The organism is Pseudomonas sp. 09C 129 (assembly GCF_002843625.1).
GTDB lineage: Bacteria > Pseudomonadota > Gammaproteobacteria > Pseudomonadales > Pseudomonadaceae > Aquipseudomonas > Aquipseudomonas chlororaphis.
The window spans coordinates 1181599-1208230 of record NZ_CP025261.1 but is presented as its reverse complement, the minus strand read 5'-3'; the positions used below and the strand labels follow the sequence as shown (position 1 = coordinate 1208230).

At 64.8% G+C, this 26632-nt stretch carries 26 protein-coding genes and 1 pseudogene; 18 read left to right on the top strand and 9 right to left on the bottom strand.

Annotated elements, in window-relative coordinates; translation table 11 throughout:
• Positions 1 to 18 precede the first annotated feature (18 nt).
• The 15 genes and pseudogenes from CXQ81_RS05610 to CXQ81_RS05540 all read left to right on the top strand — a co-directional run.
• Positions 19 to 559: pseudogene (locus tag CXQ81_RS05610) on the top strand (ABC transporter ATP-binding protein); the annotation flags it as partial.
• Positions 560 to 803: 244 nt separating this feature from the next.
• Positions 804 to 1769, top strand: a complete 966-nt coding sequence (locus CXQ81_RS05605) for an ABC transporter substrate-binding protein (RefSeq protein ID WP_007930925.1) — start codon at positions 804 to 806, stop codon at positions 1767 to 1769.
• Positions 1766 to 2776 (top strand): iron ABC transporter permease, encoded by a 1011-nt coding sequence (locus CXQ81_RS05600; RefSeq protein ID WP_101336705.1) that lies wholly within the window; start codon positions 1766 to 1768, stop codon positions 2774 to 2776. Before CXQ81_RS05605 ends, CXQ81_RS05600 begins: the two co-directional genes overlap by 4 nt.
• Before the next feature lie 341 nt (positions 2777 to 3117).
• A complete protein-coding gene (gene urtA / locus CXQ81_RS05595; RefSeq protein ID WP_007930955.1) occupies positions 3118 to 4383 on the top strand; it encodes an urea ABC transporter substrate-binding protein in 1266 nt (421 codons plus the stop codon).
• 175 nt (positions 4384 to 4558) lie between these two features.
• Positions 4559 to 6061: an urea ABC transporter permease subunit UrtB gene (urtB, locus tag CXQ81_RS05590; RefSeq protein WP_037036347.1), complete on the top strand. Its 1503-nt coding sequence runs from the start codon at positions 4559 to 4561 to the stop codon at positions 6059 to 6061.
• A complete protein-coding gene (gene urtC / locus CXQ81_RS05585) occupies positions 6061 to 7140 on the top strand; it encodes an urea ABC transporter permease subunit UrtC (protein WP_062823804.1) in 1080 nt (359 codons plus the stop codon). The genes urtB and urtC overlap by 1 nt, the downstream gene beginning before the upstream one ends.
• Positions 7137 to 7997, top strand: a complete 861-nt coding sequence (urtD, locus tag CXQ81_RS05580) for an urea ABC transporter ATP-binding protein UrtD (RefSeq protein WP_087089961.1) — start codon at positions 7137 to 7139, stop codon at positions 7995 to 7997. Before urtC ends, urtD begins: the two co-directional genes overlap by 4 nt.
• Before the next feature lie 114 nt (positions 7998 to 8111).
• Entirely contained in the window at positions 8112 to 8810 is a 699-nt protein-coding gene (gene urtE / locus CXQ81_RS05575) for an urea ABC transporter ATP-binding subunit UrtE (protein WP_087089959.1), read from the top strand.
• A 42-nt stretch (positions 8811 to 8852) separates the two neighbouring features.
• The gene (locus tag CXQ81_RS05570) at positions 8853 to 9692 is read left to right on the top strand and encodes an urease accessory protein UreD (protein WP_097139271.1); all 840 of its coding nucleotides are present in this window, start codon (positions 8853 to 8855) and stop codon (positions 9690 to 9692) included.
• Between the two features lie 202 nt (positions 9693 to 9894).
• Entirely contained in the window at positions 9895 to 10197 is a 303-nt protein-coding gene (ureA, locus tag CXQ81_RS05565) for an urease subunit gamma (RefSeq protein WP_007927275.1), read from the top strand.
• An 8-nt stretch (positions 10198 to 10205) separates the two neighbouring features.
• Complete coding sequence (locus CXQ81_RS05560) at positions 10206 to 10739, top strand: GNAT family N-acetyltransferase (RefSeq protein ID WP_101336704.1); 534 nt, start codon at positions 10206 to 10208, stop codon at positions 10737 to 10739.
• A 6-nt stretch (positions 10740 to 10745) separates the two neighbouring features.
• On the top strand, positions 10746 to 11279 hold the full coding sequence (locus CXQ81_RS05555) for an N-acetyltransferase (protein WP_087089953.1): 534 nt from the start codon (positions 10746 to 10748) through the stop codon (positions 11277 to 11279).
• On the top strand, positions 11276 to 11581 hold the full coding sequence (locus CXQ81_RS05550) for an urease subunit beta (protein WP_101336703.1): 306 nt from the start codon (positions 11276 to 11278) through the stop codon (positions 11579 to 11581). Before CXQ81_RS05555 ends, CXQ81_RS05550 begins: the two co-directional genes overlap by 4 nt.
• A 123-nt stretch (positions 11582 to 11704) precedes the next feature.
• Positions 11705 to 13405 (top strand): urease subunit alpha, encoded by a 1701-nt coding sequence (gene ureC, locus CXQ81_RS05545; protein ID WP_101336702.1) that lies wholly within the window; start codon positions 11705 to 11707, stop codon positions 13403 to 13405.
• A 154-nt stretch (positions 13406 to 13559) separates the two neighbouring features.
• The gene (locus tag CXQ81_RS05540) at positions 13560 to 14696 is read left to right on the top strand and encodes a sensor histidine kinase KdpD (protein ID WP_007930998.1); all 1137 of its coding nucleotides are present in this window, start codon (positions 13560 to 13562) and stop codon (positions 14694 to 14696) included.
• A 181-nt stretch (positions 14697 to 14877) separates the two neighbouring features.
• Here CXQ81_RS05540 and CXQ81_RS05535 read toward each other — a convergent pair whose 3' ends face one another.
• Both CXQ81_RS05535 and CXQ81_RS05530 read right to left on the bottom strand, forming a co-directional pair.
• The gene (locus CXQ81_RS05535) at positions 14878 to 15180 is read right to left on the bottom strand and encodes a chaperone modulator CbpM (protein WP_007923674.1); all 303 of its coding nucleotides are present in this window, start codon (positions 15178 to 15180) and stop codon (positions 14878 to 14880) included.
• 40 nt (positions 15181 to 15220) lie between these two features.
• A complete protein-coding gene (locus CXQ81_RS05530; protein WP_101336701.1) occupies positions 15221 to 16159 on the bottom strand; it encodes a DnaJ C-terminal domain-containing protein in 939 nt (312 codons plus the stop codon).
• Between the two features lie 299 nt (positions 16160 to 16458).
• Between CXQ81_RS05530 and CXQ81_RS05525 the strand changes: the two genes are divergently transcribed.
• Complete coding sequence (locus CXQ81_RS05525; RefSeq protein ID WP_101336700.1) at positions 16459 to 17724, top strand: Hsp70 family protein; 1266 nt, start codon at positions 16459 to 16461, stop codon at positions 17722 to 17724.
• 89 nt (positions 17725 to 17813) lie between these two features.
• On the opposite strand, the gene CXQ81_RS05520 is transcribed toward CXQ81_RS05525, so the two are convergent.
• The 3 genes from CXQ81_RS05520 to CXQ81_RS05510 form a co-directional block, all read right to left on the bottom strand.
• Entirely contained in the window at positions 17814 to 18824 is a 1011-nt protein-coding gene (locus tag CXQ81_RS05520) for an AI-2E family transporter (RefSeq protein WP_007932772.1), read from the bottom strand.
• Positions 18825 to 18987: 163 nt separating this feature from the next.
• Positions 18988 to 19278 (bottom strand): PsiF family protein, encoded by a 291-nt coding sequence (locus CXQ81_RS05515; RefSeq protein WP_007932771.1) that lies wholly within the window; start codon positions 19276 to 19278, stop codon positions 18988 to 18990.
• 71 nt (positions 19279 to 19349) lie between these two features.
• Positions 19350 to 20138, bottom strand: a complete 789-nt coding sequence (locus CXQ81_RS05510; protein ID WP_101336699.1) for a helix-turn-helix transcriptional regulator — start codon at positions 20136 to 20138, stop codon at positions 19350 to 19352.
• 96 nt (positions 20139 to 20234) lie between these two features.
• On the opposite strand from CXQ81_RS05510, the gene CXQ81_RS05505 reads away from it, so the two are divergent.
• Positions 20235 to 21122 carry a DMT family transporter gene (locus tag CXQ81_RS05505; RefSeq protein ID WP_101336698.1) on the top strand — a complete coding sequence of 296 codons (888 nt, stop codon included), beginning with the start codon at positions 20235 to 20237 and terminating at the stop codon, positions 21120 to 21122.
• A 59-nt stretch (positions 21123 to 21181) separates the two neighbouring features.
• Here CXQ81_RS05505 and CXQ81_RS05500 read toward each other — a convergent pair whose 3' ends face one another.
• The 3 genes from CXQ81_RS05500 to CXQ81_RS05490 form a co-directional block, all read right to left on the bottom strand.
• Positions 21182 to 22072: a triacylglycerol lipase gene (locus CXQ81_RS05500; RefSeq protein WP_101336697.1), complete on the bottom strand. Its 891-nt coding sequence runs from the start codon at positions 22070 to 22072 to the stop codon at positions 21182 to 21184.
• Between the two features lie 135 nt (positions 22073 to 22207).
• Entirely contained in the window at positions 22208 to 22513 is a 306-nt protein-coding gene (locus CXQ81_RS05495; protein ID WP_007932767.1) for a multidrug efflux SMR transporter, read from the bottom strand.
• 9 nt (positions 22514 to 22522) lie between these two features.
• Positions 22523 to 23161 carry an FMN-dependent NADH-azoreductase gene (locus tag CXQ81_RS05490; RefSeq protein WP_101336696.1) on the bottom strand — a complete coding sequence of 213 codons (639 nt, stop codon included), beginning with the start codon at positions 23159 to 23161 and terminating at the stop codon, positions 22523 to 22525.
• Positions 23162 to 23303: 142 nt separating this feature from the next.
• On the opposite strand from CXQ81_RS05490, the gene CXQ81_RS05485 reads away from it, so the two are divergent.
• Positions 23304 to 24215 carry a LysR substrate-binding domain-containing protein gene (locus CXQ81_RS05485; RefSeq protein WP_101336695.1) on the top strand — a complete coding sequence of 304 codons (912 nt, stop codon included), beginning with the start codon at positions 23304 to 23306 and terminating at the stop codon, positions 24213 to 24215.
• Between the two features lie 131 nt (positions 24216 to 24346).
• Here CXQ81_RS05485 and CXQ81_RS05480 read toward each other — a convergent pair whose 3' ends face one another.
• Entirely contained in the window at positions 24347 to 26422 is a 2076-nt protein-coding gene (locus CXQ81_RS05480; protein WP_101336694.1) for an AsmA family protein, read from the bottom strand.
• Positions 26423 to 26632: the final 210 nt, after the last annotated feature.

The following is a 26632-nucleotide window of genomic DNA, read 5'->3' as shown; positions in this document are numbered from 1 at the left end:
GCATCACACGGACACGGCATGACCTCGCTGAACCTCACCAACCTGGCCTGGACACCCCTGGGCCAGGGCCACTGTCATCACCAGTTCCAGCTGCGTGAGGCCAGCCTGCGCGTGGCGCCGGGGGAATTCGTCGGGCTGATCGGACCCAACGGCAGCGGCAAGACCAGCCTGCTGCGCTGCAGCTATCGCTTCAGCCGGCCGGACCAGGGCGAAGTCCGGCTCGATCACTACAACGTCTGGAAGCAGACGCCGCGCTGGTGCGCGCAACGCATCGCCGTGGTGTTGCAGGAGTTCCCCGATGCCTTCGGCCTGACCGTCGCAGAAGTGGTCGCCATGGGCCGCACCCCGCACAAGGGCCTGTTCGACGGCGACAGCGCCGCAGACCGCGCCATCGCCCGCCAGGCGCTGGAGTCGGTGGGCCTGCTGGGTTTCGAGGCGCATGCCTTCGCCACCTTGTCCGGCGGGGAAAAGCAGCGGGTGATCCTGGCTCGCGCCCTGGCCCAGCAACCGCAACTGCTGATCCTCGACGAGCCGACCAACCACCTCGACCCGCGCTACCAGCTGGAGCTGCTGCAACGGGTCAAGCGCCTGGGCATCGGCACCCTCGCCAGCATCCACGACCTGAACCTGGCCGCCGCCTTCTGCGATCGCCTGTACGTGATCGATCACGGACGCATCGTCGCCAGCGGCACGCCCGAGCAAGTGCTGACGGTCACGCTGCTGCGCGAGGTGTTCGGCGTCGACGCCCTGGTCGACCGACACCCGCTGTCCGGCTACCCACGAATCACTTGGATAACCCAACCATGACCCCGCGCGTCTCCCTCAACTGCCTGATCCCTGCCGGCCTGGCCCTGTCGCTGCTCGCCAGCCAGGCCTGCGCCGAAGCCACCCGTTACCCGCTGACCGTCCACAGTTGCAACCGCGAGGTGACCTTCAAGGAAGCACCGAAGCACGCCCTGAGCCACGACATCAACATGACCCAGATGATGCTCGCCCTGGGCCTCAAGTCGCACATGGTCGGCTACAGCGGCATCAGCGGCTGGAAGGCGGTGACGCCCGAGATGCAGGCCATCCTCGACGGCCTGCCGGAGCTGGCGGCCAAGTACCCGTCGGTGGAAACCCTGCTCGACGCCAATGTCGATTTCTTCTTCGCCGGCTGGGACTACGGCATGCGCGTCGGCGGCGACCTGACCCCACAGACCCTGACGCCGCTGGGCATCAATGTGCTGGAGCTGACCGAGTCCTGCGCCTTCGTGATGAAGCGTCCGGCCGCCAGCCTCGACGACACCTACAACGACCTGCGCAACCTCGGGCGAATCTTCGACGTGCAGGACCGCGCCAACCAGTTGATCGCCGGCATGCAGCAGCAGGTCGCCGCGATCCAGCAGGACCTGCCCACGGAAAAACCGCGGGTGTTCCTCTACGACAGCGGCGAAGACCGCGCCATGACCTCCGGCCGCCTGGGCATGCCCCAGGCGCTGATCGATGCCGCCGGTGGGCGCAACATCCTCGACGACGTCGAGGCCAGCTGGACCCGGGTCAACTGGGAAACCGTGGTCGAACGCAACCCGCAGGTGATCGTGATCGTCGACTACAGCGAAGTCACTGCCGAGCAGAAACAGCAGTTCCTGCTCAACAACAAGGCGCTGCAATCGGTGGATGCGATCCGTAACCAGCGCTTCATCGTGATCCCTTACGTGCAGGCCACGCCGGGCATCGATAACGTCGAAGCGGTGCAAACCCTGGCCAAGGGTTTCCACGGCGCATGATCGATCGTCGTTATGCCTTGTTGCTGGCAGCCCTCGGCGCGTTGCTGCTGGCGTCCTGCGTGCTGTCCCTGGGCTTCGGCTCGGCGCGGGTGCCGGTGGACGTGGTCTGGCGCATCCTGCTGCACAAGACCCTCGGCCTGGGCGAGGCGGACTGGAGCGCCGGGCAGGAACATATCGTCTGGCTGATCCGCGTGCCACGCATGCTGCTCGGGGCCCTGGTCGGCGCCGGGCTGGCCTTGATCGGCGCGGTGCTGCAAGCCGTGACGCACAATCCGCTGGCCGACCCGCACCTGCTCGGCGTGACCTCCGGCGCCACCCTGGGCGCGGTGATCGTGGTGCTGCATGTGGGTGAAATCGTCGGCCTGCTGACCCTGCCCATCGCCGCCTTTATCGGCGCGTTGGCGAGCATGCTGCTGGTGCTCGGCATCGCCGCGCGCCACGGCCGGCTCGACAGCGACCGCCTGCTGCTGTGCGGGGTGGCGGTGTCCTTCGTGATGATGGCGGTGGCCAACCTGCTGCTGTTCATGGGCGACCACCGCGCCAGCTCGGCGGTGATGTTCTGGATGCTCGGCGGGCTGGGCCTGGCGCGCTGGGAACTGCTCGCGGTGCCGGCGGCCAGCGTGCTGCTGGGGCTGGTCCTGCTGTTGGGCATGGCACGGCCGTTGAACGCGCTGATGGCCGGCGAGCAGACCGCGGTGACCCTCGGCCTGAATGCCCGCAACGTGCGGCTGCGGGTGTTCCTGATCGCGTCCTTGATGACCGGGGTGCTGGTGTCCATCAGCGGCTCCATCGGCTTCGTCGGGCTGATGGTGCCGCACATTGCCCGGCGTCTGGTGGGCGCCGAGCATCGGCGGCTGTTGCCGGTGTGCGTGCTGCTGGGCAGCGTGTTCCTGGTCTGGGTCGATGTCGCCGCCCGCACCCTGATCGCCCCCGAAGACCTGCCCATAGGCGTGGCCACGGCGGCCATTGGCGGGCTGTTTTTCATCGGCCTGATGCGCCGCCGCTGAAAGGCGTCCTACAGAAGAACAATGTCCGACGAAGCCCTGTAGCCGCTGCCGCAGGCTGCGCTAAGGCCGAAGGCCTTTGGCGATCTTGAAGCCGTGCGCGCCCTTCGGTCGCGATCGCAGCCTGCGGCAGCGGCTACAGGTCATCACTGGCACCAGCGCGGCGCATTCGTGCGCACCAAAGACGCCTGACGGCCCCGCATTGGTGCGCCAGCTTTCTCCCCCACTCCGTAAAAGCGACGTTTTCATGCCCTGTGCCGACTAGGCACACCCCTTGCAAAACAGCCCTTCAGTAGTCCGCATCTGCCAACCAAGAAAACTCATAAGTTCATGGAGATCGCACAATGAAGCGTCGCAGCTTGATCAAGGCTTTCACACTCACGGCAAGCATTGCCGCGATGGGCATGACCTGGACCGTCCAGGCCGCCGAGACCATCAAGGTCGGCATCCTGCATTCGCTGTCGGGGACCATGGCGATCTCCGAAACCTCGCTCAAGGACATGGCGCTGATGACCATTGACGAGATCAACGCCAAGGGCGGCGTCAACGGCAAGCAGCTCGAGGCGGTGGTGGTCGACCCGGCGTCGAACTGGCCGCTGTTCGCCGAGAAGGGCCGCCAGCTGCTGACCCAGGACAAGGTCGCCGTGGTGTTCGGCTGCTGGACCTCGGTGTCGCGCAAGTCGGTGCTGCCGGTGTTCGAGGAACTCAACGGCCTGCTGTTCTACCCGGTGCAATACGAAGGCGAAGAGATGTCGCCGAACGTGTTCTACACCGGCGCGGCGCCTAACCAGCAGGCGATCCCGGCGGTGGAATACCTGATGAGTGAAGACGGCGGCAGCGCCAAGCGCTTCTTCCTGCTCGGCACCGACTATGTCTACCCGCGCACCACCAACAAGATCCTGCGCTCGTTCCTGCATTCCAAGGGCGTGGCCGACAAGGACATCGAAGAGGTCTACACCCCGTTCGGCCACAGCGACTACCAGACCATCGTCGCCAACATCAAGAAGTTCTCCGCCGGCGGCAAGACCGCGGTCATCTCCACGGTCAACGGCGACTCCAACGTGCCGTTCTACAAAGAGCTGGCCAACCAGGGCCTGAAAGCCACCGACGTACCGGTGGTGGCCTTCTCCGTGGGCGAGGAAGAACTGCGCGGCATCGACACCAAGCCACTGGTGGGCAACCTCGCGGCCTGGAACTACTTCGAGTCCGTGGAGAACCCGGTGAACCAGAAGTTCGTCGCCGACTGGAAAGCCTACGCCAAGGCCAAGAAGCTGCCGGGCGCGGATAAAGCCGTGACCAACGACCCGATGGAAGCCACCTACGTCGGCATCCACATGTGGGCCCAGGCGGTGGAGAAAGCCAAGTCCACCGACGTCGACAAGGTCCGCGAAGCCCTGGCCGGCCAGACCTTCGCCGCGCCGTCGGGCTACACCCTGACCATGGACAAGACCAACCACCACCTGCACAAGCCGGTGATGATCGGCGAGATCCAGCCGGACGGTCAGTTCAACGTGGTCTGGCAGACCGAAGGCCCGATCCGCGCCCAGCCGTGGAGCCCGTTCATCCCGGGCAACGACAAGAAGCCGGATTACGCGGTGAAGAGCAACTAAGCAACGGATGGATGCCGGCCGCCGCTCCCGCGTCCGGCACAACCTCTGTAGCCGCTGCCGCAGGCTGCGATAAGGTCCGCAGGACCTTCGAGGCCCTCAAGAGCACGTCCTCTGCGAGGCCGATCGCAGCCTGCGGCAGCGGCTACAGACCCACGCTCCGCGCAAGGCCATTGATATGCCCACTGCCCTCTACCGTTTCATTCTCGCCTGCCTGCTGTTGCTGCCATTGGCCGCCAGGGCCGGCGACGCCGAAGACTTCGTCGCGGCCAACGCCACGCAACAGGCCAGGCTGCTGGAAAGCTGGGCCGCGCAGCCCGACCCGGCGCGCCTCGAACTGCTCGGCGCCTTGCAGCAAGGCCAGCTGACCGTCGATGGCCAAGCCAAGACCTTGCGCCTGAACAATCGCCTGCGGGGTCTGATCGACACCGCCATGGCCAGCCATCAACTGCTCGCCGCCGACGCAAAAGTCCGCCTGGCCGCCGCGCAGCAGTTGCAGAAAAGCGCCAAGCCGGCGCAGCTGAAATTCCTCGATGCCAGCCTGGCCGCCGAACAGGACCAGGGCGTACATGACGCCCTGAGCCTGGCCCTGGCCAACCTGCAACTGGTGGACGGCGACCCGGCCGTGCGCCTGGCCGCGGTGCGTCTGCTGGGTGAAACCGGCGACCCGCTGGCCCGCACCCGCCTCGAAGGCCTGCTCGAACCCGGCGTGGAAGCCGATGCCGGGGTGCGCACCGCCGCCGAAACCAGCCTGGCCCAGGTCAAGCGCAAACTGCTGGTGGGCGAAGTGCTCGGCCAGGCCTTCAGCGGCATGTCCCTGGGCTCGATCCTGCTGCTGGCGGCCCTGGGCCTGGCGATCACCTTCGGCCTGCTCGGGGTGATCAACATGGCCCACGGCGAGATGCTGATGCTCGGCGCCTACTCCACCTACATGGTGCAGCTGCTGTTCCAGCGCTACGCCCCGCAGGCCATCGAGTTCTACCCGCTGATCGCCCTGCCAGTGGCGTTCTTCGTCACCGCCGGCATCGGCATGGCCCTGGAACGCACGGTGATCCGCCATCTCTACGGCCGGCCGCTGGAAACCCTGCTCGCCACCTGGGGCATCAGCCTGATGCTGATCCAGCTGGTGCGCCTGGTGTTCGGCGCGCAGAACGTCGAGGTGTCGAACCCGGCCTGGCTGTCCGGCGGGATCCAGGTGCTGCCCAACCTGGTGCTGCCCTACAACCGCATCGTGATCATCGCCTTCGCGCTGTTTGTCGTCGTACTCACTTGGCTGCTGCTGAACAAGACCCGCCTGGGCCTGAACGTGCGCGCGGTCACCCAGAACCGCAACATGGCCGCCTGCTGCGGCGTGCCCACCGGAAGGGTGGACATGCTTGCCTTCGGCCTCGGTTCCGGCATCGCCGGTCTCGGTGGCGTGGCTCTGAGCCAGATCGGCAACGTCGGCCCGGACCTGGGCCAGAGCTACATCATCGACTCGTTCCTGGTGGTGGTGCTCGGCGGCGTCGGCCAACTGGCCGGTAGCGTGTTCGCCGCGTTCGGCCTGGGGGTAGCCAACAAGATTCTCGAACCCCAGATCGGCGCCGTGCTCGGCAAGATCCTGATCCTCGCGCTGATCATTCTGTTTATCCAGAAACGTCCGCAAGGCCTCTTCGCATTGAAAGGACGGGTGATCGACTGATGAATCAGCCTCTATTGGTTACCGCTACACAAAAGGCCGGGCCCAAGGTCTCGGTCGCCGTCGGCGCGCTGATCCTGGCGGTGCTGCTGGCCCTGCCGCTGCTCTCGCTGCTGGCGCCGGACAACCCGCTGCACGTCTCGGCCTACACCCTGACCCTGGTGGGCAAGATCCTCTGCTACGCCATCGTCGCCCTGGCCCTGGACCTGGTCTGGGGTTATGCCGGGCTGCTGTCCCTGGGCCATGGCCTGTTCTTCGCCCTCGGCGGCTACGCCATGGGCATGTACCTGATGCGCCAGGCCGCGGGGGACAGCCTGCCGGCGTTCATGACCTTCCTCTCGTGGACCGAGCTGCCGTGGTACTGGAGCGGCACCGGCAGCTTCCTCTGGGCCCTGTGCCTGGTGGTGCTGGCGCCGGGCTTGCTGGCGCTGGTGTTCGGTTTCTTCGCCTTCCGCTCGCGGATCAAGGGCGTGTATTTCTCGATCATGACCCAGGCCCTGACCTTCGCCGGCATGCTCCTGTTCTTTCGCAACGAGACCGGGTTTGGCGGCAACAACGGCTTCACCAACTTCCGCACCATCCTCGGCTTCGGCATCACCGAGCCCGGGACCCGCGCGGTACTGTTCCTGGCCACCGTGCTGTTGCTGGTGGCCAGCCTGTATATCGGCTGGCGCCTGGCCCGGAGCAAGTTCGGCCGGGTGCTGACCGCGCTGCGGGACGCGGAAAACCGCCTGATGTTCTGCGGCTACGACCCACGCGGCTTCAAGCTGTTCGTCTGGGTGCTGAGCGCGGTGCTGTGCGGCCTGGCGGGGGCCTTGTACGTACCGCAAGTGGGCATCATCAACCCCAGCGAAATGTCGCCGACCAACTCCATCGAGGCTGCCGTGTGGGTCGCCCTGGGCGGTCGCGGCACGCTGATCGGCCCACTGCTCGGCGCCGGCGTGGTCAACGGCATGAAGAGCTGGTTCACCGTGGCCTTCCCGGAATACTGGCTGTTCTTCCTTGGCGCGCTCTTCATCATCGTCACCCTGTATTTGCCCAAAGGCATCATCGGCTTGCTGAAGAAAAGGGGCGAATCATGAGAATCACACCGACGGCCGAATTCATGCTCGAACCTATCCTCGATGCCAACAAGGATGCAGGCGCCAGCCGCGACGCCATCGGCCTCGGCCAGGCCGCCGGCAAGGGCCTGAACACCCGCCACGGCACCATCCTGACCCTGGAAGACATCAGCGTCAGCTTCGATGGTTTCAAGGCGCTCAACGACCTGAACCTGTACATCGGCGTCGGCGAGCTGCGTTGCATCATCGGCCCCAACGGCGCGGGCAAGACCACCCTGATGGACGTGATCACCGGCAAGACCCGGCCCACCCACGGCAAGGCCTGGTTCGGCGAAACCCTGGACCTGACGCAGATGAGCGAGGTGCAGATCGCCCAGGCCGGCATCGGCCGCAAGTTCCAGAAACCCACGGTGTTCGAAGCCCTGAGCGTGTTCGAAAACCTGGAGCTGGCGCAGAACACCGACAAGTCGGTATGGGCCAGCCTGCGGGCGAAACTCTCCGGTGAGCAGAAAGACCGCATCGACGAAGTGCTGGAAACCATTCGCCTGACCGCCTCGGTGGAACGCCAGGCCGGCCTGCTGTCCCACGGCCAGAAGCAGTTCCTGGAAATCGGCATGCTGCTGATGCAGGACCCGCAGTTGCTGCTGCTCGACGAGCCGGTGGCGGGCATGACCGATGCCGAGACCGAGTTCACCGCCGAGCTGTTCAAGCGCCTGGCGGGCAAGCATTCGCTGATGGTAGTGGAGCACGACATGGGCTTCGTCGGCTCGATCGCCGACCACGTCACCGTGCTGCACCAGGGCAGCGTGCTGGCCGAAGGGTCGCTGGAACAGGTGCAGGCCGATGAACGCGTTGTTGAAGTTTATTTGGGGCGATGAATCGGCCAGCTTCAAGCCGCAAGCTTCAAGCGGCAAGTGAACAGCAAAGCCATGCACCTCGCTCTTACTTGCAGCTTGAAGCTTGCCGCTTGAAGCCCTACTAACGGAGTTCCAATGCTACAGGTCCAACACCTTCATCAGTACTACGGCGGTAGCCACATCCTGCGCGGCCTGAGCTTCGAGGCGAAGGTCGGTGAAGTCACCTGCCTGCTCGGACGTAACGGGGTGGGCAAGACCACCCTGCTCAAATGCCTGATGGGCCTGCTGCCGGCCAAGGAAGGCACGGTGAACTGGGAAGGCCAGGCCATCACCGCCTACAAGCCCCATCAACGGGTGCATGCCGGCATCGCTTACGTGCCCCAGGGCCGGGAAATCTTCGGCCGCCTGACCGTGGAAGAAAACCTGTTGATGGGGCTTTCCCGTTTTGGCGCTAAGGAGGCCAAGGAAGTGCCGGCCTTCATCTACGAGCTGTTCCCGGTGCTGCTGCAAATGAAACAGCGGCGCGGCGGCGACCTGTCCGGCGGCCAGCAACAGCAGCTGGCCATCGGCCGGGCCCTGGCCAGCCGGCCACGGCTGTTGATCCTCGACGAGCCCACCGAGGGCATCCAGCCGTCGGTGATCAAGGAAATCGGCGCGGTGATCAAGAAACTCGCGGCCCGCGGCGATATGGCGATCCTGTTGGTGGAGCAGTTCTACGACTTCGCCGCCGAACTGGCCGACCAGTACCTGGTGATGTCCCGGGGCGAAATCGTCCAGCAGGGCCGCGGCGAAAATATGCAAGCCGAGGGTGTACGCGGCCTGGTTACCATCTAAGTTACGATCTAGCCTGTAACGTCCAGACACTAAGCACAAACCATGAACCTGCCAGCCCACACCGCCCTGTTCACCCCCAGCTGGCACGCCGAGCTGGAACTCGGCTACGCCCGCTTTGGCGACAGCACGCGCCCGGTGCAGCGCCGGCACAAGGGCCCGCTGCGGGTGCAGAAGCACCTGTATGCAGAAGGCCCCGAGGTCTGCCAGCACATCATCGTGCATCCGCCCGGCGGAATTGCCGGCGGCGACCGCCTGCAGATCCGCGCCAGCGTCGACCGCGATGCCTGGGCGCAGCTGACCAGCCCCGGCGCCGCCAAGTGGTATCGCGCCAACGGGCCCGCCTATCAGACCCTGGAATTGAACGTCGCCGCCGGCGCCACCCTGGAATGGCTGCCCCAGGAAACCATCGTGTTCAGCGCCGCCCAGGCCGAACTGAGCACCCGTATCGAGCTGCAAGGCGACGCCCGGCTGTTCTACTGGGATGTGGTGGCGCTCGGCCGCCCGGCCAGCGACGAGCGCTTCGACCTCGGGCATTTCCAGTCGCACCTGGACATCCGCCGCGACGGCCAGTTGCTCTGGCACGAACGCCAGCGCATCGGCGGCGGCGACGGTTTGCTCGACTCACCGATCGGCCTGGACGGCCAGCCGGTCTTCGCCACCCTGCTGGCCACCGGCGAAATCGACAGCCAGCTGCTGGAGCGTTGCCGTTCGCTGCCTCATGCCGTGCGCGGCGACCTGACGCAACTGCCCGGCCTGCTGGTGGCCCGCTGCCTGGCCAGCGAAGCGCTGCTGGCCCGCGCCTGGCTGATCGACCTGTGGCGCCTGTTGCGCCCGGCCCTGCTGGGGCGCGAGGCGCTGCCGCCGAGGATCTGGAACACATGACACAGCGACACGACTTTCCTGTAGCCGCTGCCGCAGGCTGCAATCGTCCGCGTAGCGGGCGCCAAACCAGACGCCGCGGTGTATCAGGCAGATCGCGTCAACCAGGGTGCGTCTCCTGCGGAGCCGATCGCAGCCTGCGGCAGCGGCTACGGATGCATCGCGCCATGCCCCCTTTCAACGGCTCAACAACGGATTTTGAACGATGGACCTGACCCCACGCGAAAAAGACAAACTGCTGATCTTCACCGCCGGCCTGGTGGCCGAACGGCGCCTGGCCCGTGGCGTGAAGCTCAATTACCCGGAAGCCATGGCCTATATCTCCGCGGCGCTGCTCGAAGGCGCCCGCGACGGCCAGACCGTGGCCGAGCTGATGCACTACGGCACCACCCTGCTGACCCGCGAACAAGTAATGGAAGGCATCCCGGAGATGATTCCGGAAATCCAGGTGGAAGCGACTTTCCCCGACGGCACCAAGCTGGTCACCGTCCACCAACCGATCGCCTGAGGCCGCCCATGACGTACTCCATCCGCGATGCCGTGCATGCCGACCTGCCGGCGATCCGCGATATCTATAACGACGCCGTACTCAACACCACGGCGATCTGGAACGAACAGGCCGTGGACCTGGGCAATCGCCAGGCCTGGTTCAGCGCCCGCCAGGCCCAGGGTTATCCGATCCTGGTGGCGGTCGACGCCGACGAAAGCGTGCTCGGCTATGCCTCGTTCGGCGACTGGCGGCCCTTCGACGGCTTCCGCCATACCGTCGAGCACTCGGTGTATATCCGCAACGACCAGCGCGGCAACGGCCTCGGCCCGCGCCTGATGCAAGCGCTGATCGAACGCGCCGGGGCCTGCGACAAACACGTGATGGTCGCGGCCATCGAAAGCGGCAATGCCGCCTCGATCCGCCTGCATGAACGCCTGGGCTTCGTCACCACCGGCCAGATGCCGCAAGTGGGCACCAAGTTCGGGCGCTGGCTGGACCTGACGTTCATGCAATTGACCCTCGATCCGGGGGCGCCACCGCCCACCGTCCACAAGGAGTGATACCCGATGAACGCCGCCCAACTGCGTCGAGTCCATGCGGAGAGCTTTGCCCACTATCGCCAGGGGTTGATTGATCTGTTGTTCGACGCCGTGGGCCACGGCGCCTCGGTCGGATTCATGGCCGACCTCGACGAGGAACAGGCCCGCGCCTACGTCAACAGCGTCCAGGCCAGCGTGACCGACGGCAGCCTGCTGCTGTGGGTGGTGGTGCAGGACGAGCGGGTCCTGGCCAGCGTGCAACTGGCGCTGTGCCAGAAGCCCAACGGCCTCAATCGCGCCGAGGTACAAAAGCTGCAGGTGCGCCACGACGCCCGCCGCCGTGGCCTGGGCCAACAGTTGATGCACGCCGTGGAACAGGCGGCGCGCCAGCACAAGCGCGGCCTGCTGTACCTGGACACCGAAGCCGGCTCGGACGCCGAAGCCTTCTACAGCGCCCAGGGCTACACCCGCGTCGGCGAACTGCCGAACTACTGCCAAAGCCCGGACGGCACCTACAGCCCGACCGCCATTTACTTCAAGACTCTGGGGCAACCCGTATGATTCCAGGCCAATACCAGATCCAGCCCGGCGACATCGAACTCAACACCGGCCGCCGCACCCTCAGCCTGAGCGTCGCCAACAGCGGCGACCGGCCGATCCAGGTGGGCTCGCACTATCATTTTTTCGAAACCAACGACGCCCTGACCTTCGACCGCGCCGCCAGTCGTGGCATGCGCCTGAACATCCCGGCCGGCACCGCCGTGCGCTTCGAGCCGGGGCAGACCCGGGAAGTCGAGCTTGTCGATCTGGCTGGGTTGCGGCGAGTTTACGGGTTCGCGGGACGAATCATGGGCGACTTGTAGACTTCAGCCGCAAGTCTCTAGCTGCAAGCTGCAAGAAAAAGCACTTCGCGGCGCTCCCCCTACATTGTTTTTACTTGAGGCTTGCAGCTTGAAGCTTGCAGCTCATAGGCGAGGATCATGGCAATGAAAATCAGTCGTCAGGCATATGCCGACATGTTCGGCCCCACCGTCGGTGACAAGGTGCGCCTGGCCGACACCGAGCTGTGGATCGAAGTCGAGAAGGACTTCACCACCTACGGCGAAGAAGTGAAGTTCGGCGGCGGCAAGGTGATCCGTGACGGCATGGGCCAGGGCCAACTGCTGGCGGCCGAGGTGGTCGATACCCTGATCACCAACGCGCTGATCATCGATCACTGGGGCATCGTCAAGGCCGACGTCGGCCTCAAGGACGGGCGCATTGCCGCCATCGGCAAGGCCGGCAACCCGGACATCCAGCCCGACGTGACCATCGCCGTCGGCGCCAGCACCGAAGTCATCGCCGGCGAGGGCATGATCCTCACCGCCGGCGGCATCGACACCCATATCCACTTCATCTGCCCGCAGCAGATCGAAGAGGCGCTGATGAGCGGCGTCACCACCATGATCGGCGGCGGCACCGGGCCGGCCACCGGCACCAACGCCACCACCTGCACCTCGGGGCCGTGGCACATGGCGCGCATGCTCCAGGCGGCGGACGCGTTCCCGATGAACATCGGCTTCACCGGCAAGGGCAACGCCAGCCTGCCGGAACCCTTGATCGAACAGGTCAAGGCCGGAGCCATCGGCCTCAAGCTCCACGAGGACTGGGGCACCACCCCGGCCAGCATCGACAACTGCCTGAGCGTCGCCGACCAGTACGACGTGCAGGTGGCGATCCACACCGACACCCTCAACGAATCGGGCTTCGTCGAAACCACCCTCGGCGCGTTCAAGGGCCGCACCATCCACACCTATCACACCGAAGGCGCCGGCGGCGGCCATGCCCCGGACATCATCAAGGCCTGCGGTTTGCCCAACGTGCTGCCGAGCTCGACCAACCCGACCCGGCCGTTCACCCGCAACACCATCGACGAACACCTGGACATGTTGATGGTCTGCCACCACCTCGACCCGAGCATCGCCGAGGACGTGGCCTTCGCCGAAAGCCGCATCCGCCGCGAGACCATCGCCGCCGAAGACATCCTCCACGACCTGGGCGCCTTCTCGATGATCAGCTCCGACAGCCAGGCCATGGGCCGGGTCGGCGAGGTCATCACCCGCACCTGGCAGACCGCCGACAAGATGCACCGCCAGCGCGGCCCGCTGCCGGGCGACGGCGCCGGTAACAGCAATTTCCGGGTCAAGCGCTACATCGCCAAATACACGATCAACCCGGCGATCACCCACGGCATCAGCCACGAAGTGGGCTCCATCGAAATCGGCAAATGGGCCGACCTGGTGCTCTGGCGTCCGGCGTTCTTCGGGGTCAAGCCGACATTGATCCTCAAGGGCGGGGCCATCGCCGCCAGCCTGATGGGCGATGCCAACGCCTCGATCCCGACCCCGCAACCCGTGCATTACCGGCCAATGTTCGCAAGCTACGGCGGCAGCCGGCACGCCACCAGCCTGACCTTTATCAGCCAGGCCGCGCTGGCGGCCGGGGTGCCGCAACAATTGGGGCTGAAAAAGCAGATCGCGGTGGTCAAGGGCTGCCGCGACGTGCAAAAGAGCGACCTGATCCACAACGACTACCTGCCGGATATCGAGGTCGACCCGCAGACCTATCAGGTCAAGGCCGACGGCGTGCTGCTCTGGTGCGAACCGGCGGAGGTGTTGCCGATGGCGCAGCGCTACTTCCTGTTCTAGAAAGCTGGCTGTTCTAGAAACCTGGATCCAACGGGCGCCCATCCGGGCCGCCCAACGGTCAGCAAAGCCGGACGTCTTACCGTGTTGAACGGCTCAATCGCGACTAGAATTCGACAGGCCGCCCTCACTCTGCTGCCTGACAAGGTTCCCGGCCATGCGTCTACCCGATTTCATCGTGCAACAGGTTGATCGCATCGTTGATGAGTGGGAGCGGTTCGCCCGATCCATTGCCCCCGATACCGACTCCCTGACCCGCCTGCAATTGCGCGACCACGCCAAGTCCATCCTGCTGGCCGCCGCTCGCGACATGCGCACTGCCCAGACCGCCAGCGAACAGGCCGCCAAGGCGCGAGGCGAAGGCCCGGAAAAGACCCCGAGCCTCGACGAAGCCGCCGCCAGCCATGGCGAATTGCGGCACAACGTGGGCTTCGACCTGGTGCAGATGACCTCGGAATTCCGCCACCTGCGCGCCTGCGTGATCCGCCTCTGGGTCGCCAGCCTGGAGTCGCCGGAACTGGCCTATTTCCAGGACATGATCCGTTTCAACGAAGCCATAGACGAAGCATTGGCCGAGTCCACCGCGGCCTATGCCGAACAGGTCAACCGTTCGCGGGATATCTTCCTGGCGATTCTCGGCCACGACCTGCGAACCCCCTTGCAGGCGGTGAGCATGTCCACCGAGATGCTGGCGCGCAAAGTCGCGCTGGACGCCGATGCGCTGGCCTACGTGTCGCGGATCAAGAGCAGCTCCCGGCACATGGCGACGATGGTCGGCGACCTGCTGGAGTTCGTGCGCAGCCGCCTGGGCAGCAGCCTGCCCATCGAGCCGGCGCCCATGGACATGGCCAGTGCCGCCAAGGCAGCCATGGACGAAGCCTGCGCCGGCTGGCCGGACTGCACGCCGGCGCTGAACTTCCATGGCGACAGCCATGGCATCTGGGATCGCGGGCGCATCGAGCAGATGCTGCAGAACCTGATCGGCAACGCCCTGCAGCATGGCAGCAATAACCACACCGTGACCGTCACCCTCACCGGCGCCGCCGAGCAGGTGCTGCTGACCATCCACAACTACGGCCCGCCGATCCCCAAGGAAGCCTTGAGTACCCTCTTCGATCCGCTGGTACGCAGCGCCAACGAAGAACTCGGCAGCTCCTCCACCAGCCTCGGCCTGGGCCTGTTCATCGTCAAGGAAGTGGTCACCGCCCACCAGGGCAGCATCGAGGTCAGCTCCAGCGAGGCCGATGGCACCACCTTCACCGTGACCCTGCCGCGGGTGTCCCACGCCGAATAGTCGTAGAGAGCAAACGGCCGACATACCCGTAGCCGCTGCCGAGCCTGCGAGGCTGCGCTCGACCGCGGAGCGGTCGTAAACCGGGCACTGCTTTCCTTCAGGTAAACCGCTAATACAGGTTTTGCGAGGACTCCGTCCTCGAACGCAGCCTCGCGAGCTCGGCAGCGCCTACAGACGCTCGTCACTCGCTGAGCAGACGCCCCAGGCGCTGCTTGAGCATCTGGTTTTCCGTGCGCAATTCGCGGACTTCATCGAGCAGTTCCAGCGCCAGGGCGACGCCTTCCCACTCCAGTTCCAGATCACGCCGCAACTTGGCGGCGCGCTTGGCGACCGCCAGTTCGTAATCGGTGAAACGCCAATCCCGTGGCGCCGAGCCATGGGGATCGAGGATCCCGTGCTCGACGATTTCCATCACATAGGCGGCCGGCAGATCGGCCACCTCGCAGAACTCTTCCATATCCAGCTGAACGATCAGGGTGCTCATGGTTAGCGACTCCTTGTTTCAGATCAGAATGGGTTGCAGATCAGAAATGCTCCCGCGGATTGAAGGCGGCCTTTTTCGCCAGCTCCTGCCACAGCGCCTTGACGTCGTCGCCGGAGGCCTTGGGCATCACGGCCTTGAGCTGCACGAACAGATAACCGCGATGCCCGGCCTTGTTCAGCAGGCCATGGCCCTTGGCGCGCAGGCGTTGGCCGTTCTGGCTGCCGGCCGGCACCTTGAGGTTGATCTTGCCGGTCAGGGTCGGCACCGCGACCTCGGTCCCCAGCGCCAGCTCCCAAGGGGCCAGCGGCAAGGTGATGATCAGGTTCTCGCCCTCGATATCGAACTTCGGATGGGGCGCGAAACGAATGGTCAGGTACAGGTCGCCATTGACCCCGCCACCGACACCCGGCGCGCCCTGGCCCTTGAGGCGGATACGCTCGCCGTCGGTGACGCCGGCCGGGATCTTCACGTTCAGGCTCTTGCTGGTGTTGCTGACGTGCTGGCCGGCAGCGTTGTACTGCGGCACCTTGAAGCTGACCTTCTTCGACTCGGCCGACAGGGTCTCTTCCAGGAAGATCGGTAATTCCATTTCCACGTCTTGCCCCCTGCGCCCGGCGCTGCGCGATTGTCCACCGCCGAAACCCGGCCCGCGGTTGCCGAAGATCGAACTGAAGAAGTCCGAAAAATCCCCGCCATCGCCGAAACCGCCGGCATCCGCGCGACCCTTCCAGCCCGGTGGGCCCTGGAACGGCTGGCCGTGCTGGCCGTAACGCCGCAGATCGTCGTATTCGGCCCGCTTGTCCGCGCTTTTCAGCGCTTCGTAGGCTTCCGACGCGTCCTTGAACTTGGCTTCGGCGTCTTTTTCCTTGCTGACATCCGGGTGGTATTTGCGCGCCAGCTTGCGGTAGGCGGCCTTGATCGCCTTGTCGTCCGCCGTCGGCTCCACCCCGAGAATCTTGTAATAGTCTTTGAAGTCCATCTAAGGATCACCATCCGTTATCAATATGGCGCGGCGGGACGTACAGCATGCACTCTTGAACAGCGTCAAGGCTGATCGATCTCAATACTGTGACTCACGCGGCGCAGCAGAAGTTTATCGGCAGCTGGCGGCGGTTCTTGCGACCGCCCGATGGCTGCCCGGCCCATGCCTGCAAGTTTGGGGTGAAGAATAGTCTTTCAAGGCTTGCGGGTTTCGATTTAGCGGATAGTCGGCCTTCGATTCTGCGAACGACTGGCATACACTGCGCGGCCGTTTTTTCCAACCGGAACTCGAAAGACATGAAAAACGCATCTGCGGCCCGTGCCTGCGGTATCGACTTCGGCACGTCCAACTCCACGGTCGGCTGGCTGCGCCCCGGCATGGAAACGCTGATTGCGCTGGAGGACGACAAGATCACCCTGCCGTCGGTGGTCTTCTTCAACATCGAAGAACGCCGTCCGGTGTATGGCCGCCTGGCACTGCACGAATACCTGGAAGGCTACGAAGGCCGGCTGATGCGCTCGCTGAAGAGCCTGCTGGGTTCCAAGCTGATCAAGCACGACACCAGCGTGCTGGGCACGGCGATGCCGTTCAAGGACCTGCTGGGCCTGTTCATCGGCCAGCTCAAGAGCCGCGCCGAAGCCGCCGCCGGCCGGGAGTTCGAGGAAGTGGTGCTGGGTCGCCCGGTGTTTTTCGTCGATGACGACGCCGCCGCCGACCAGGAGGCCCAGGACACCCTGGTGGAAGTGGCGCGCAAGCTGGGCTTCAAGGAAGTCTCCTTCCAGTACGAGCCGATCGCCGCGGCCTTCGACTACGAGTCGACCATCGAGCGCGAAGAGCTGGTGCTGATCGTCGACATCGGCGGTGGTACCTCCGACTTCTCCCTGGTGCGCCTGTCGCCCGAGCGCCGTGGCCTGGACAACCGCCACGAGGACATCCTCGCCACCGGCGGCGTGCACATCGGCGGGACCGACTTCGACAAGCAGCTTTCGCTGGCCGGCCTGATGCCGCTGTTCGGCTACGGCAGCCGGATGAAGAGCGGCGCCTACATGCCCACCAGCACCCACATGAACCTGGCGACCTGGCACACCATCAACTCGGTGTACTCGCAGAAGTCCCAGCTGGCCCTGGGCAGCATGCGCTACGACATCGAAGACACCGGCGGCATCGACCGCCTGTTCAAGCTGATCGAACAGCGCGCCGGGCACTGGCTGGCCATGGAGGTGGAAGAGACCAAGATCCAGCTGACCCACGCCGACAACCGCGTGGTGCCCCTGGACCGTATCGAGGCCGGCCTGAGCGTGGACCTGAGCCGGGCGCTGTTCGAGTCGTCGATCGACAGCCTGCTGGAGCGCATCCGCGGCAGCGTCACGCAACTGCTGGGCGATGCCAATGTCGGCGTCGGCCAGGTCGATACGGTGTTCTTCACCGGCGGTTCCAGCGGCATCCCGGCCCTGCGCCAGAGCGTCGCGGACATGCTGCCCAACGCCCGCCACGTCGAAGGCAACATCTTCGGCAGTATCGGCAGCGGCCTGGCGATCGAAGCGAAGAAACGGTACGGATAAAAGCAGCGGCAAGTTGCAAGCTACAAGCCGCAAGTAAAAGCAGAAGCCTTATCTGCCTCAAACTTGCGGCTTGCAGCTTGCAGCTGCTTTTAAACCAACCCCGCCAGCTTCAATTCACTCTTCAGATAGGCGTAGTAAATCGGCCCGGCCACCACCCCCGGCAGGCCGAACGCCGCCTCGAACACCAGCATCGCCAACAGCAACTCCCAGGACTTGGCACTGATCTGCCCGCCGACGATCCGCGCGTTGAGGAAGTATTCCAGCTTGTGGATAAAGATCAGGTAGCCCAGCGCCGCCGCGGCCACCCAGATCGACAGCGACATGCCGACGATGGTGATCAGGGTGTTGGAGATCAGGTTGCCGATCACCGGCAACAGCCCCAGCAGGAAGGTCAGCACGATCAGGGTCTTGGTCAGCGGCAGCTTGACCCCGAACATCGGCAGGATCAGCGCGAGGAAGATCCCGGTGAAGAAGGTGTTGAGCAGGGAAATCTTGATCTGCGCGAAGACGATGTTGCGAAAGGCCTGGACCAGCAGGTGCAGGCGGTCGAACAGCGCGGCCGCCAATGGCTTGCGCTTGGTCAGGTCGGGCACGCGCTGCAAGGCGATGATCGCCCCCAGCACCATGCCGATCAGCAAGGTCACGAACATGTGCGCCGCGTCCTTGCCCACCAGTTGCAGCTCGCTCAGGTGCTTGCTGGCCCAGGCGCCGATGGCCACCTGGAACTCCGCCGCGCTGGCCGGCAGATAGGAGTCGAGGAACGGCGGCAGCTGGCCGCGCGCCTTGTCCACCACCGTCATGAACTTGTCCAGGGAAGCCCCCGGGTTCTCCGCTTCGTGCAGCAGGAAGCTGATGGCGCCGGCGAACAGCAGCGTCAGCACGCTGACCACCAGGGTGCCGAGCAGGGCCACCGCCAACCAGCGCGCCCGCCGACCTTCGATCAGCCGTTGCAGTTGCGGGGTGAGCATGTTGACCAGTTCGAACACCAGCAGGCCCGCCAGCAGGCTCGGTAATAGCCGCAACGGTATTACCAGCAACAGGCCGCCGAAGATGATCACCCAACTGAACAACAACAGATGACGCTGAGAAAACGTTGGCATACAGCCTCAAACAAACAGCGTGAAAGGATTGGCAGTCTGCCAGCGTTGCACTGGCGATGCGAGGCCGACAGGCGCGGGTTTGCTGGCGATCAACGATACAGGGTGTGTCAGGCAAACCGCCGCGACCGGACCGTGAACAAGCTCGCGCCTGCGAGGGAGAAGGTTATTGCTTCTTCAGGCACGTGCTCATGAAGGTCTTGCGCTCATCGCCCTTGAGGGCTTTGGCAGTGGCGTCGGCGTTGCAGGTCTTCATCCGTTCCTGCGGGGTTGCCGCGGCAGCCGGGGTGGCTTTCAGGCAGGTGCTCATAAAGGCTTTGCGTTCATCGCCCTTGAGGGCTTTCGCGGTGGCGTCGGCGTTGCAAGTGGTCATTTTGTTCTGCTGGGCGGTGGCGGCAAAGCCTTGGGAACAGAGCAGCAGACCGACCATCAACAAAGGGATACGCAGCATCTTCATGGAGTTTTCTCCTTGTTACCGCACCGACGGGCGCGGCCTCCAGCGCAGTGTAGACAAACCCTGTTACAGGTTCACCTGTTCTGTAGGCTGGTGCGCCGGTACTGCTCGGGGGTGCAACCGGCCTGGCGCTGGAACATCGCGATAAATGCCGAGGCGCTGCTGTAGCCCATGTCGAACGCCACCTCCTGGACACTGCGCGCGCTGTCCAGCGCCTCGATGGACGCCAGGAAGCGCAGGCGCTGGCGCCACTCGCCGAAACTCATGCCCAGCTCGCGCACGAATTGCCGGGCCAGGGTGCGTTCGCTGACATGAATCTGCCGCGCCCAATCGGCCAGCGCACGGTTATCCCCCGGGGCGGCCTGCAACGCTTCCAGCACTCCGAGCAAAGCCGGGCTGCTGGCATACGGCAGGTAACCGTCATGCACCGGCGCCTGTTGCAACTGGTCGAGCATTACCTGGGCCAGGCGGCCGTCCGCTTCCTGCTCGGGGATCTGCACATCGCGCGCGGCGAAGTCCTTGAGGATCGCCTTGAGGATATCGCTGATGGCCAGGGTACAGGCCTGCTGCGGCAGCGCCTGGCACAACTGCGGGGCCAGGCACACGGCGCGGTACACGATCGGCTGCGGGCTATAGAAACTATGCTCGGTACCCGGCGGAATCCAGATGGCGTACTGCGGCGGCGACATAAAGCGCTGGCCGGCGATTTCCATGTGCATCACGCCATGGGCCGAGTACTCCAGGCAACCCCAGGGGTGGCGATGTTCCAGCGCATGGCTGTGGGCGTCGAAATCGGCATAGCGGAAGTACACCGGCGCCGGCAGACCGCTGAAGGGCAGCAGGTCGATGTGTTTTTTGCTCATGCTGTCCGGATTCAGGGGCGGGTTGTCTGGATCGAAGTATAGGCCTGGATCCAGACAGAGGGATAATCACCCTTCATCAACGTTCTGGTTTTCCTCATGCAATACGCTTATCCGTTACTGGCCGTCTTTATCTGGGCCGGCAATACCGTCATCAACAAACTGGCGGTCGGGGCGATCTTCCCCGCGGAGATCGGTTTCTATCGCTGGCTGCTGGCCGGCCTGTTGTTCACGCCGTTCATGCTCAAGGCAGTGGTCGCCCATTGGGCGGTGATCCGCCCGAACCTGGGCAAGATCTTCATCCTCGGCGTGCTGGGTATGGCGGTGTACCAGAGCCTGGCCTACTTCGCCGCGACCCTGACCTCGGCCACCAACATGGGCATCATCCTCTCGCTGATGCCGCTGATGTCGCTGGCCATGGCCATCGCCAGCCTCGGCCAGCGCCTGACGGCCGGCGCCCTGGCCGGTGCCGTGTTGTCGTTTGCCGGGGTGCTGGTGGTGGTGTCGTCCGGCAGCCTCGACGTGCTGCTGGAACAGGGGGTGAACCTGGGCGACGCGATGATGCTGATCGCCACCCTGGCCTACGCGATCTACAGCACCCTGCTGAAAAAATGGCAGCTGCGCCTGCCGCCGCTGGTGCTGCTGTACCTGCAGGTGCTGGTGGCCGTGGTGGTGCTGTTTCCGCTGTTTCTGGCCTCGCCGAAAACCGGCCTGACCCTGCACAACATTCCCCTGGTGCTCTATGCCTGCCTGCTGGCCTCGATGCTCGCGCCGCTGGCGTGGATGCAGGCAGTGGTACGCCTGGGACCGAGCCGCACCACGCTGTTCTTCAACCTGCTGCCGCTGATCACCGCGCTGATTGCCGCCGTGGTGCTGCATGAACAGCTGGCGTTGTATCACCTGGTGGGTGGGGTGCTGACCCTGGGCGGGGTGATTCTGTCGGAACGCTGGACCACCGCGCTGGGGCGCAAGGCCAGCGCCGCCTGACAGATCGTCATCGCGAGCGTGCTCGCGATACACCTCAAGACCGCCACATCCCTCTCTGGCTATACCCCCGCCGCCTTCAACCGCTGCGCATGCTCGACGAACAGCCGGATCGGCTCGGCGCCCTTGCCCACCAGCCCCAGCGACTGGTTGACGATATCGAAGTGGTCCAGGGGGTAATCGTCGCCAATCACCGTGCCCAGGTGCGAGCTGTAGCGGCCGACCATGCCATCGCACTGCCCGGCCTCGCGGACAAAGGTCCTGGCGAACAGCCGGCAGGTGCGGTTGGTGCCGTCGAACAGGTTGCGCCCGCGATTGGTCTTGCCCGGCTGCAAGGTGCCGGACCAGGAGTAGTAGCGCACCCCGTTGACCTCTTCCGGCCCCTGCCCGCCCCAGGTGTCCGGCAGGCCCTGGGGGTACTGGCGATTGAACAGCGCCACGCCCTCGCTGGTCAGCGAGCGGTGCGAGGCATGGATATCCGCCGGCAGCTTCGGCCCGCGATAGCCGGTGTCGAGCCAGCTCATCAGCACGGCCATCACCCGCAGGATAAAACTCAGCACGCGCCCGCGCAGGGTGTCGATGGAATGATGGCGTTCAATATAGTCGGCCAGCTCCGAGCCATGATTGGGCCCGGCCACCGAAGTCACCGAGGCCACCCAGTCCGGGCGTTTGGCCGCGGCATAGCGGGCGGTGAGCGAGCCCTGGCTGTGGCCGATCAGGTTGACCTTGTCCGCGCCGGTTTCGCGGCGGATCTCCTCAATTCGCGCCAGCAATTGCTCGCCGCGCACCTCCGTGGAGTGCAGCGGCGAGACCTGCACGGCAATCACCGTGGCCCCGCCGCGGCGCAACGCCGACTCGATACCGAACCAGTAGGAGTACAGCACCAGCCGGATAAACCCCAGCATGCCGGGGACCAGGACCAACGGGTAACGCGTGGCAAGCTCTTGGGACATGGGAACATCCTTGTGATCGGACTTGTATCAGGGACCGCGGCGCCCGAGGCTGGATGCAGACAGCAGCCAAGAGCATCGACAGCCAAGATGACAGCTTCACGACCACTGTATGACATTCCCCGGGTTCCATCCCTTCTACTTCAACCCCACTACCCCGGCCACGATCAGCCCCACCGACAGCAGCTTGACCAGCGTCAGGCTCTCCCCCAGCAAGGCGAAACCGAGGAACACCGTGCCCAGGGAGCCGATGGCGGTCCAGATCGGGTAGGCGATGCTCACCGGCAGTTCACGCATCGCCAGGGTCAGGAAGTAGATGCCGCCCAGCGCGGCCACCACCGTCAGCAGCGATGGCCACAACCGGGTGAACCCCTCGGCGTACTTCATGCCCATGGCGAAGGTGACTTCGAAGGCGGCGGCGATCAGCAAGAACAGCCAGGCCATGTCGCCTCCTCAGAAGGTCCGCGCCAGTGCCAGCAGGCGCTGCTCGGCTTCGGCGCAGGACACCTGGAACGTGCGCTCGGCCGACTCCTCGCCTTCGGCCGCGACCACCGTGACGTCGTCGATACCGATAAAGCCCAGCGCCGTGCGCAACCATGGATCGGCATGGTTCATGGCCTCCAGCTCGCCGCCCGGGCCGAAGCCGAAGCCGCCGCGACTGGTGACGATCAGCGCTTTCTTGCCCCGCACCAGCGGCTCGTATTGGGCGATGCCGTTGTCCTGGACGGTATTGAAGGTCAGGCCCAGGCGCACGATCTGGTCGACCCAGGCCTTGAGGCCGCTGGGCACGCTGAAGTTGTACATCGGCGCCGAGATCACCAGCAGCTCATGTTCCAGCAGCTCCGTCACCAGCTCGTCACTCAGGGCCAGGTCGGCCTGCATCGACAGGGGCCGCGCCTGGGGTTCGGGATAAAACGCCGCGGCGACGAAGGCCTCGCTGACATGGGGCAGCGAAGCGCGACCGATTTCCCGGCGGGTCAACCGGCCCTGGGGATGGGCCTCGAGCCAGGCCTGGAGAAAGCGCTCCGTCAGCCGCCGCGAATGGGAACGTTCACCACGGGGGCTGCCATGTACTGCTAGAATTCTGCTCATCTGTCATTCCTCATCCTGGATCATTCTGGAAGACCGTAAAAGCCTTCCTGGGCGAGGAATAAAGCTATTGATGCAGGCCCCCTGGAACAAATGAGCAATAGTTGATCAGGATGAATCCATTTCACCCATAAGGTGACCCAGTATGTTTGCCAACCTGCCGTTGACCGCCCTGCGCGCCTTCGAATCGGCGTCCCGGCTCCTGAGTTTCAAGGCCGCCGCCGAGGAACTGTCGGTTACGCCCACGGCGATTTCCCACCAGATCCGCTCCCTGGAAAGCTGGCTGGGCGTGCCGCTGTTCCAGCGCCTGCCGCGCCAGGTGCGCCTGACCGAATGCGGCGAACGGCTGTTTCACAGCCTGCACGGCGCCTTGCTGGAAGTGGCGCAGAGCGTCGACAGCCTGCGCCCGCAACGCAGCGGCGCGAACCTGATGATCTCCACCACGCCGGCCTTCGCCGCGCTGTGGCTGGTGCCGCGCCTGGGGCGCTTTTATGCCCGGCACCCGAACATCAACCTGCGCCTGGACACCAACTGCGAGGTCATCGACCTGCAACAGGATGCGAGTGTCGACCTGGTGATCCGCTACAGCCTGGACGACTACCCCAATCTCTATGGGCTGTGCCTGTTCGACGAGTGCTTCGCGGTCTACGGCTCGCCGGAGCAGGTGGTCCAGGCCCGCGAGCAAACGCCGACGCTGATCAGCGTGCGCTGGCACAATTCCAAGCTCTACGCCCATGGCTGGGAGGCCTGGTGCGACAAGGCGCAGGAAAGCTGGATGCAGGGCCGCCCGGTGATTCGCGAATACGACGAGGAACACTACGCCCTGCAGGCGGCCATTGCCGGCCAGGGCCTGGTGCTGGCCAGCAATATCCTGGTGTCGGAAAGCGTGACCAGCGGCCTGTTGCTGCCGTATCGCCCGGAGATCCATGTCGACGGCGCGGGCTACAGCGCCTTGTGCGTACCCGGGCGCGAACGGCATCCGCCGGTGCGGGCGTTTTTCCAGTGGTTGCGCGAAGAGGCCCAGGCGGCCGGGCATCCGCTGCTCGCCGCTGGCTAATGCCCCAGGGACCAGGCAGGAGCGAGCTTGCTCGCGAAAAGATCGCCAAGGATGACCAGTTTTGGCAGACAGGTCGCCGCTTCGCGGCTATCGCGAGCAAGCTCGCTCCTACAGGAAAACTCCGTTTGCTCTCAACGCGTCGGCTTGACCGCCACCGGCGCCTTGCCCGAACGCATCTGCTCGAGTAGCGGCGCGCACTGGTTCGGCTCGCCGCCGCTCGGAGCCACCAGCGCCAGCAATCCGGCCGCCGGCCCGGCGATCACCCCCAGCGCCACCATGCCGGCGCCGCGCAACATCAGCGGCACGGCCTCGACCCCAGCCTCCGGCTTGATGAACTTGCCTCGCACATAGAGCGGCGAGCGCAGGGAGAACAGGCGCAGGCCCTTGGATTCCGGAGTGATGGTCAGGTCCAGTTGCTCGCTGGCCATGTTCGCGGTGCCGTCGATGTAGACGATCGCGTTCTCGGTATCGAACACGAACAGGCGAGTGGTGGCCAGGCCGGTCTTGATGCCGAAGTCGGCGGCGGCGCAATTGATCTTCACTTCCTTGTCGCCAAACATTTTGCCGATCACATAGTTGCCGACGTTGAGCCCGGCGATCTCCATCAGGCTGCGGCTGATGGCGCCGTCGTTGATCAGCATCTTCAGCTCGCCGTTGGCGCTGCCGAGCAGGGCCGCCACCGAGTTGCCGCGCCCGGCGATATCGGCATCGCCATTGAGTTCGCCGAAGCTGGTTTTCATCGGCTCGAAGGTCGGGAACAGCTGCTTGAGCTTGAAGTTGCGCGCGGTCAGCTTGGCACGGCCTTCCAGCGGCGTGGCCTGGCCGTTGAGGCGAATCTGCGCATCCAGCTTGCCGCCGGCCACGCCGAAACGCAGCGGCTCCAGGCTCAGGCGCCCGTCGTCGAGCACCAGGTGGGTGTACAGGTCGGTGAAGGGCAAATCGGCGCTATGGACGATGCGCTTGCCGGTGAACTCGACATCGGCGTCCATGTCGCGCCAGCGCTCGGTGCGGAACTCTTCCACCGGCAGCACCTTGTCCGCCGGCTGCTTGCTGTCGCCGCCCCGGGCCTTCTGCTTGGCGTTGGAGTCGGCGCCGATCAGCGGCGCCAGGTCGCTGAACAGCAACTGATTGGACACCAGCGCACCAGTCAGCTTGGGCCGCGGCTGGCTGGCGACGTAGGTCAGGTTGCCGTGGATGTCGCTGTCGCCGATCTTGCCGTTGAAATCCTGGTACTGGAACTTCGCCCCGGCCGGGTCGCGCAACTGCGCGCTCAGGTGGCCATCGGTGGCATAGGCCGGCGAGTCCGGCAGGGTCACGCCAGTCAGCGGGTACAGGTTGCCCAGGCTGGTGCCGGCGAGCTTCATGCGCAGATCCAGGGCGCCGAGGTTGAGCGGGTCGGTCAGGGTGCCGGCCAGTTCGACGCGGGTATCGCCGATCGTTGCCTGAACTTGCAGCGGAAACGGCTTGCTCGCGTCCTGCAGCGCCAGCAAGCCGCCGATCTTGCCGGAGCCGGTGAGCGCCTGGCCGTGATATTGCCCCTTGGCCTTGAAGGCAAAGGCGTAGGACTGGGGAGCCGCGCCCTTCTCCTCGGCTTTCTTCGCCGCCTTGTCGCCAACGATGTCGCTGAACGGAATCGGCTTGCCCAACGGGTCGATCAGCAGGTCGAGGCGGGTTTTCAGGCTTTGGTCATTGAGGATGACATGGCCTTTGTCGAAGCCGATGGCGCCGATGTCCACCACCCAGTTGGAGGGTTCGGCGTTCGGGTCTTTCGGGTCGAACTGGAAAGTCCAGTTGGCGCGGCCGTCGGCCAGGCGTTCGAGGGCGGCGTTCGGCTCGGTGAGGTCGATGCGCGGAATGCGCACGCGCTGCGCCAGCAATGCCAGGGGCGAAATGCGCAACTCGACGCGCTTGAGGCTGACCATCTGCGGCACCTTGGACCAGTCGGGGTTGCCCAGGGTCAGGTCTTCGGCCACCACATGCGGCCACGGCACCCAGGCCCGCCAGCCGCCTTCGTCAAGTTCGCGCTGCCAGATCACCGCCAGGTTGCCGTTGATGGCGAAGGGGCGATGCAGTTCTTCGGAGACTTTGGCATTGAGTGGCGGCTTGATCCGGTTCCAATCGAAGAACGCGATGATCAGTACCAGCACGGCCAGCAGCAGGAAAAGGCTACCGACTGTCCAGGCGAGAATTTTACGAGTGCGCGTCATTGCACGGGGCTCCTGACTACCTGACGGGCGCCTGGATGGTGACGCCCTTATGAACTGCCGGGGTTGAAATCCACCGGTCATGGAAACTAGGACTGACAAACGGCCCGCAGGTTTAACCCGAAGCCGCGAATCAGACACAAAAGCACGGATTTTCCTGACCGAAGCGCCAGCTTGGCGTTACCGCCGCCGCACTTTTGCGAGGCGCAGATG

What these genes read in the sequence shown, in the direction of transcription:
- urtB (WP_037036347.1), top strand. Translation starts at nt 4,559, where the DNA reads ATGCCCACTGCCCTCTACCGTTTCATTCTCGCCTGCCTGCTGTTGCTG.
- CXQ81_RS05520 (WP_007932772.1), bottom strand. Translation starts at nt 18,824, where the DNA reads ATGCCAACGTTTTCTCAGCGTCATCTGTTGTTGTTCAGTTGGGTGATC.
- CXQ81_RS05605 (WP_007930925.1), top strand. Translation starts at nt 804, where the DNA reads ATGACCCCGCGCGTCTCCCTCAACTGCCTGATCCCTGCCGGCCTGGCC.
- CXQ81_RS05525 (WP_101336700.1), top strand. Translation starts at nt 16,459, where the DNA reads ATGAAAAACGCATCTGCGGCCCGTGCCTGCGGTATCGACTTCGGCACG.
- CXQ81_RS05485 (WP_101336695.1), top strand. Translation starts at nt 23,304, where the DNA reads ATGTTTGCCAACCTGCCGTTGACCGCCCTGCGCGCCTTCGAATCGGCG.
- ureA (WP_007927275.1), top strand. Translation starts at nt 9,895, where the DNA reads ATGGACCTGACCCCACGCGAAAAAGACAAACTGCTGATCTTCACCGCC.
- CXQ81_RS05500 (WP_101336697.1), bottom strand. Translation starts at nt 22,072, where the DNA reads ATGTCCCAAGAGCTTGCCACGCGTTACCCGTTGGTCCTGGTCCCCGGC.
- CXQ81_RS05570 (WP_097139271.1), top strand. Translation starts at nt 8,853, where the DNA reads ATGAACCTGCCAGCCCACACCGCCCTGTTCACCCCCAGCTGGCACGCC.
- CXQ81_RS05540 (WP_007930998.1), top strand. Translation starts at nt 13,560, where the DNA reads ATGCGTCTACCCGATTTCATCGTGCAACAGGTTGATCGCATCGTTGAT.
- CXQ81_RS05555 (WP_087089953.1), top strand. Translation starts at nt 10,746, where the DNA reads ATGAACGCCGCCCAACTGCGTCGAGTCCATGCGGAGAGCTTTGCCCAC.
- CXQ81_RS05490 (WP_101336696.1), bottom strand. Translation starts at nt 23,161, where the DNA reads ATGAGCAGAATTCTAGCAGTACATGGCAGCCCCCGTGGTGAACGTTCC.
- urtA (WP_007930955.1), top strand. Translation starts at nt 3,118, where the DNA reads ATGAAGCGTCGCAGCTTGATCAAGGCTTTCACACTCACGGCAAGCATT.
- CXQ81_RS05535 (WP_007923674.1), bottom strand. Translation starts at nt 15,180, where the DNA reads ATGAGCACCCTGATCGTTCAGCTGGATATGGAAGAGTTCTGCGAGGTG.
- urtE (WP_087089959.1), top strand. Translation starts at nt 8,112, where the DNA reads ATGCTACAGGTCCAACACCTTCATCAGTACTACGGCGGTAGCCACATC.
- CXQ81_RS05480 (WP_101336694.1), bottom strand. Translation starts at nt 26,422, where the DNA reads ATGACGCGCACTCGTAAAATTCTCGCCTGGACAGTCGGTAGCCTTTTC.
- CXQ81_RS05560 (WP_101336704.1), top strand. Translation starts at nt 10,206, where the DNA reads ATGACGTACTCCATCCGCGATGCCGTGCATGCCGACCTGCCGGCGATC.
- CXQ81_RS05495 (WP_007932767.1), bottom strand. Translation starts at nt 22,513, where the DNA reads ATGGCCTGGCTGTTCTTGCTGATCGCCGCCGCCTTCGAAGTCACCTTC.
- CXQ81_RS05550 (WP_101336703.1), top strand. Translation starts at nt 11,276, where the DNA reads ATGATTCCAGGCCAATACCAGATCCAGCCCGGCGACATCGAACTCAAC.
- CXQ81_RS05600 (WP_101336705.1), top strand. Translation starts at nt 1,766, where the DNA reads ATGATCGATCGTCGTTATGCCTTGTTGCTGGCAGCCCTCGGCGCGTTG.
- CXQ81_RS05505 (WP_101336698.1), top strand. Translation starts at nt 20,235, where the DNA reads ATGCAATACGCTTATCCGTTACTGGCCGTCTTTATCTGGGCCGGCAAT.
- urtD (WP_087089961.1), top strand. Translation starts at nt 7,137, where the DNA reads ATGAGAATCACACCGACGGCCGAATTCATGCTCGAACCTATCCTCGAT.
- CXQ81_RS05530 (WP_101336701.1), bottom strand. Translation starts at nt 16,159, where the DNA reads ATGGACTTCAAAGACTATTACAAGATTCTCGGGGTGGAGCCGACGGCG.
- CXQ81_RS05515 (WP_007932771.1), bottom strand. Translation starts at nt 19,278, where the DNA reads ATGAAGATGCTGCGTATCCCTTTGTTGATGGTCGGTCTGCTGCTCTGT.
- CXQ81_RS05510 (WP_101336699.1), bottom strand. Translation starts at nt 20,138, where the DNA reads ATGAGCAAAAAACACATCGACCTGCTGCCCTTCAGCGGTCTGCCGGCG.
- ureC (WP_101336702.1), top strand. Translation starts at nt 11,705, where the DNA reads ATGAAAATCAGTCGTCAGGCATATGCCGACATGTTCGGCCCCACCGTC.
- urtC (WP_062823804.1), top strand. Translation starts at nt 6,061, where the DNA reads ATGAATCAGCCTCTATTGGTTACCGCTACACAAAAGGCCGGGCCCAAG.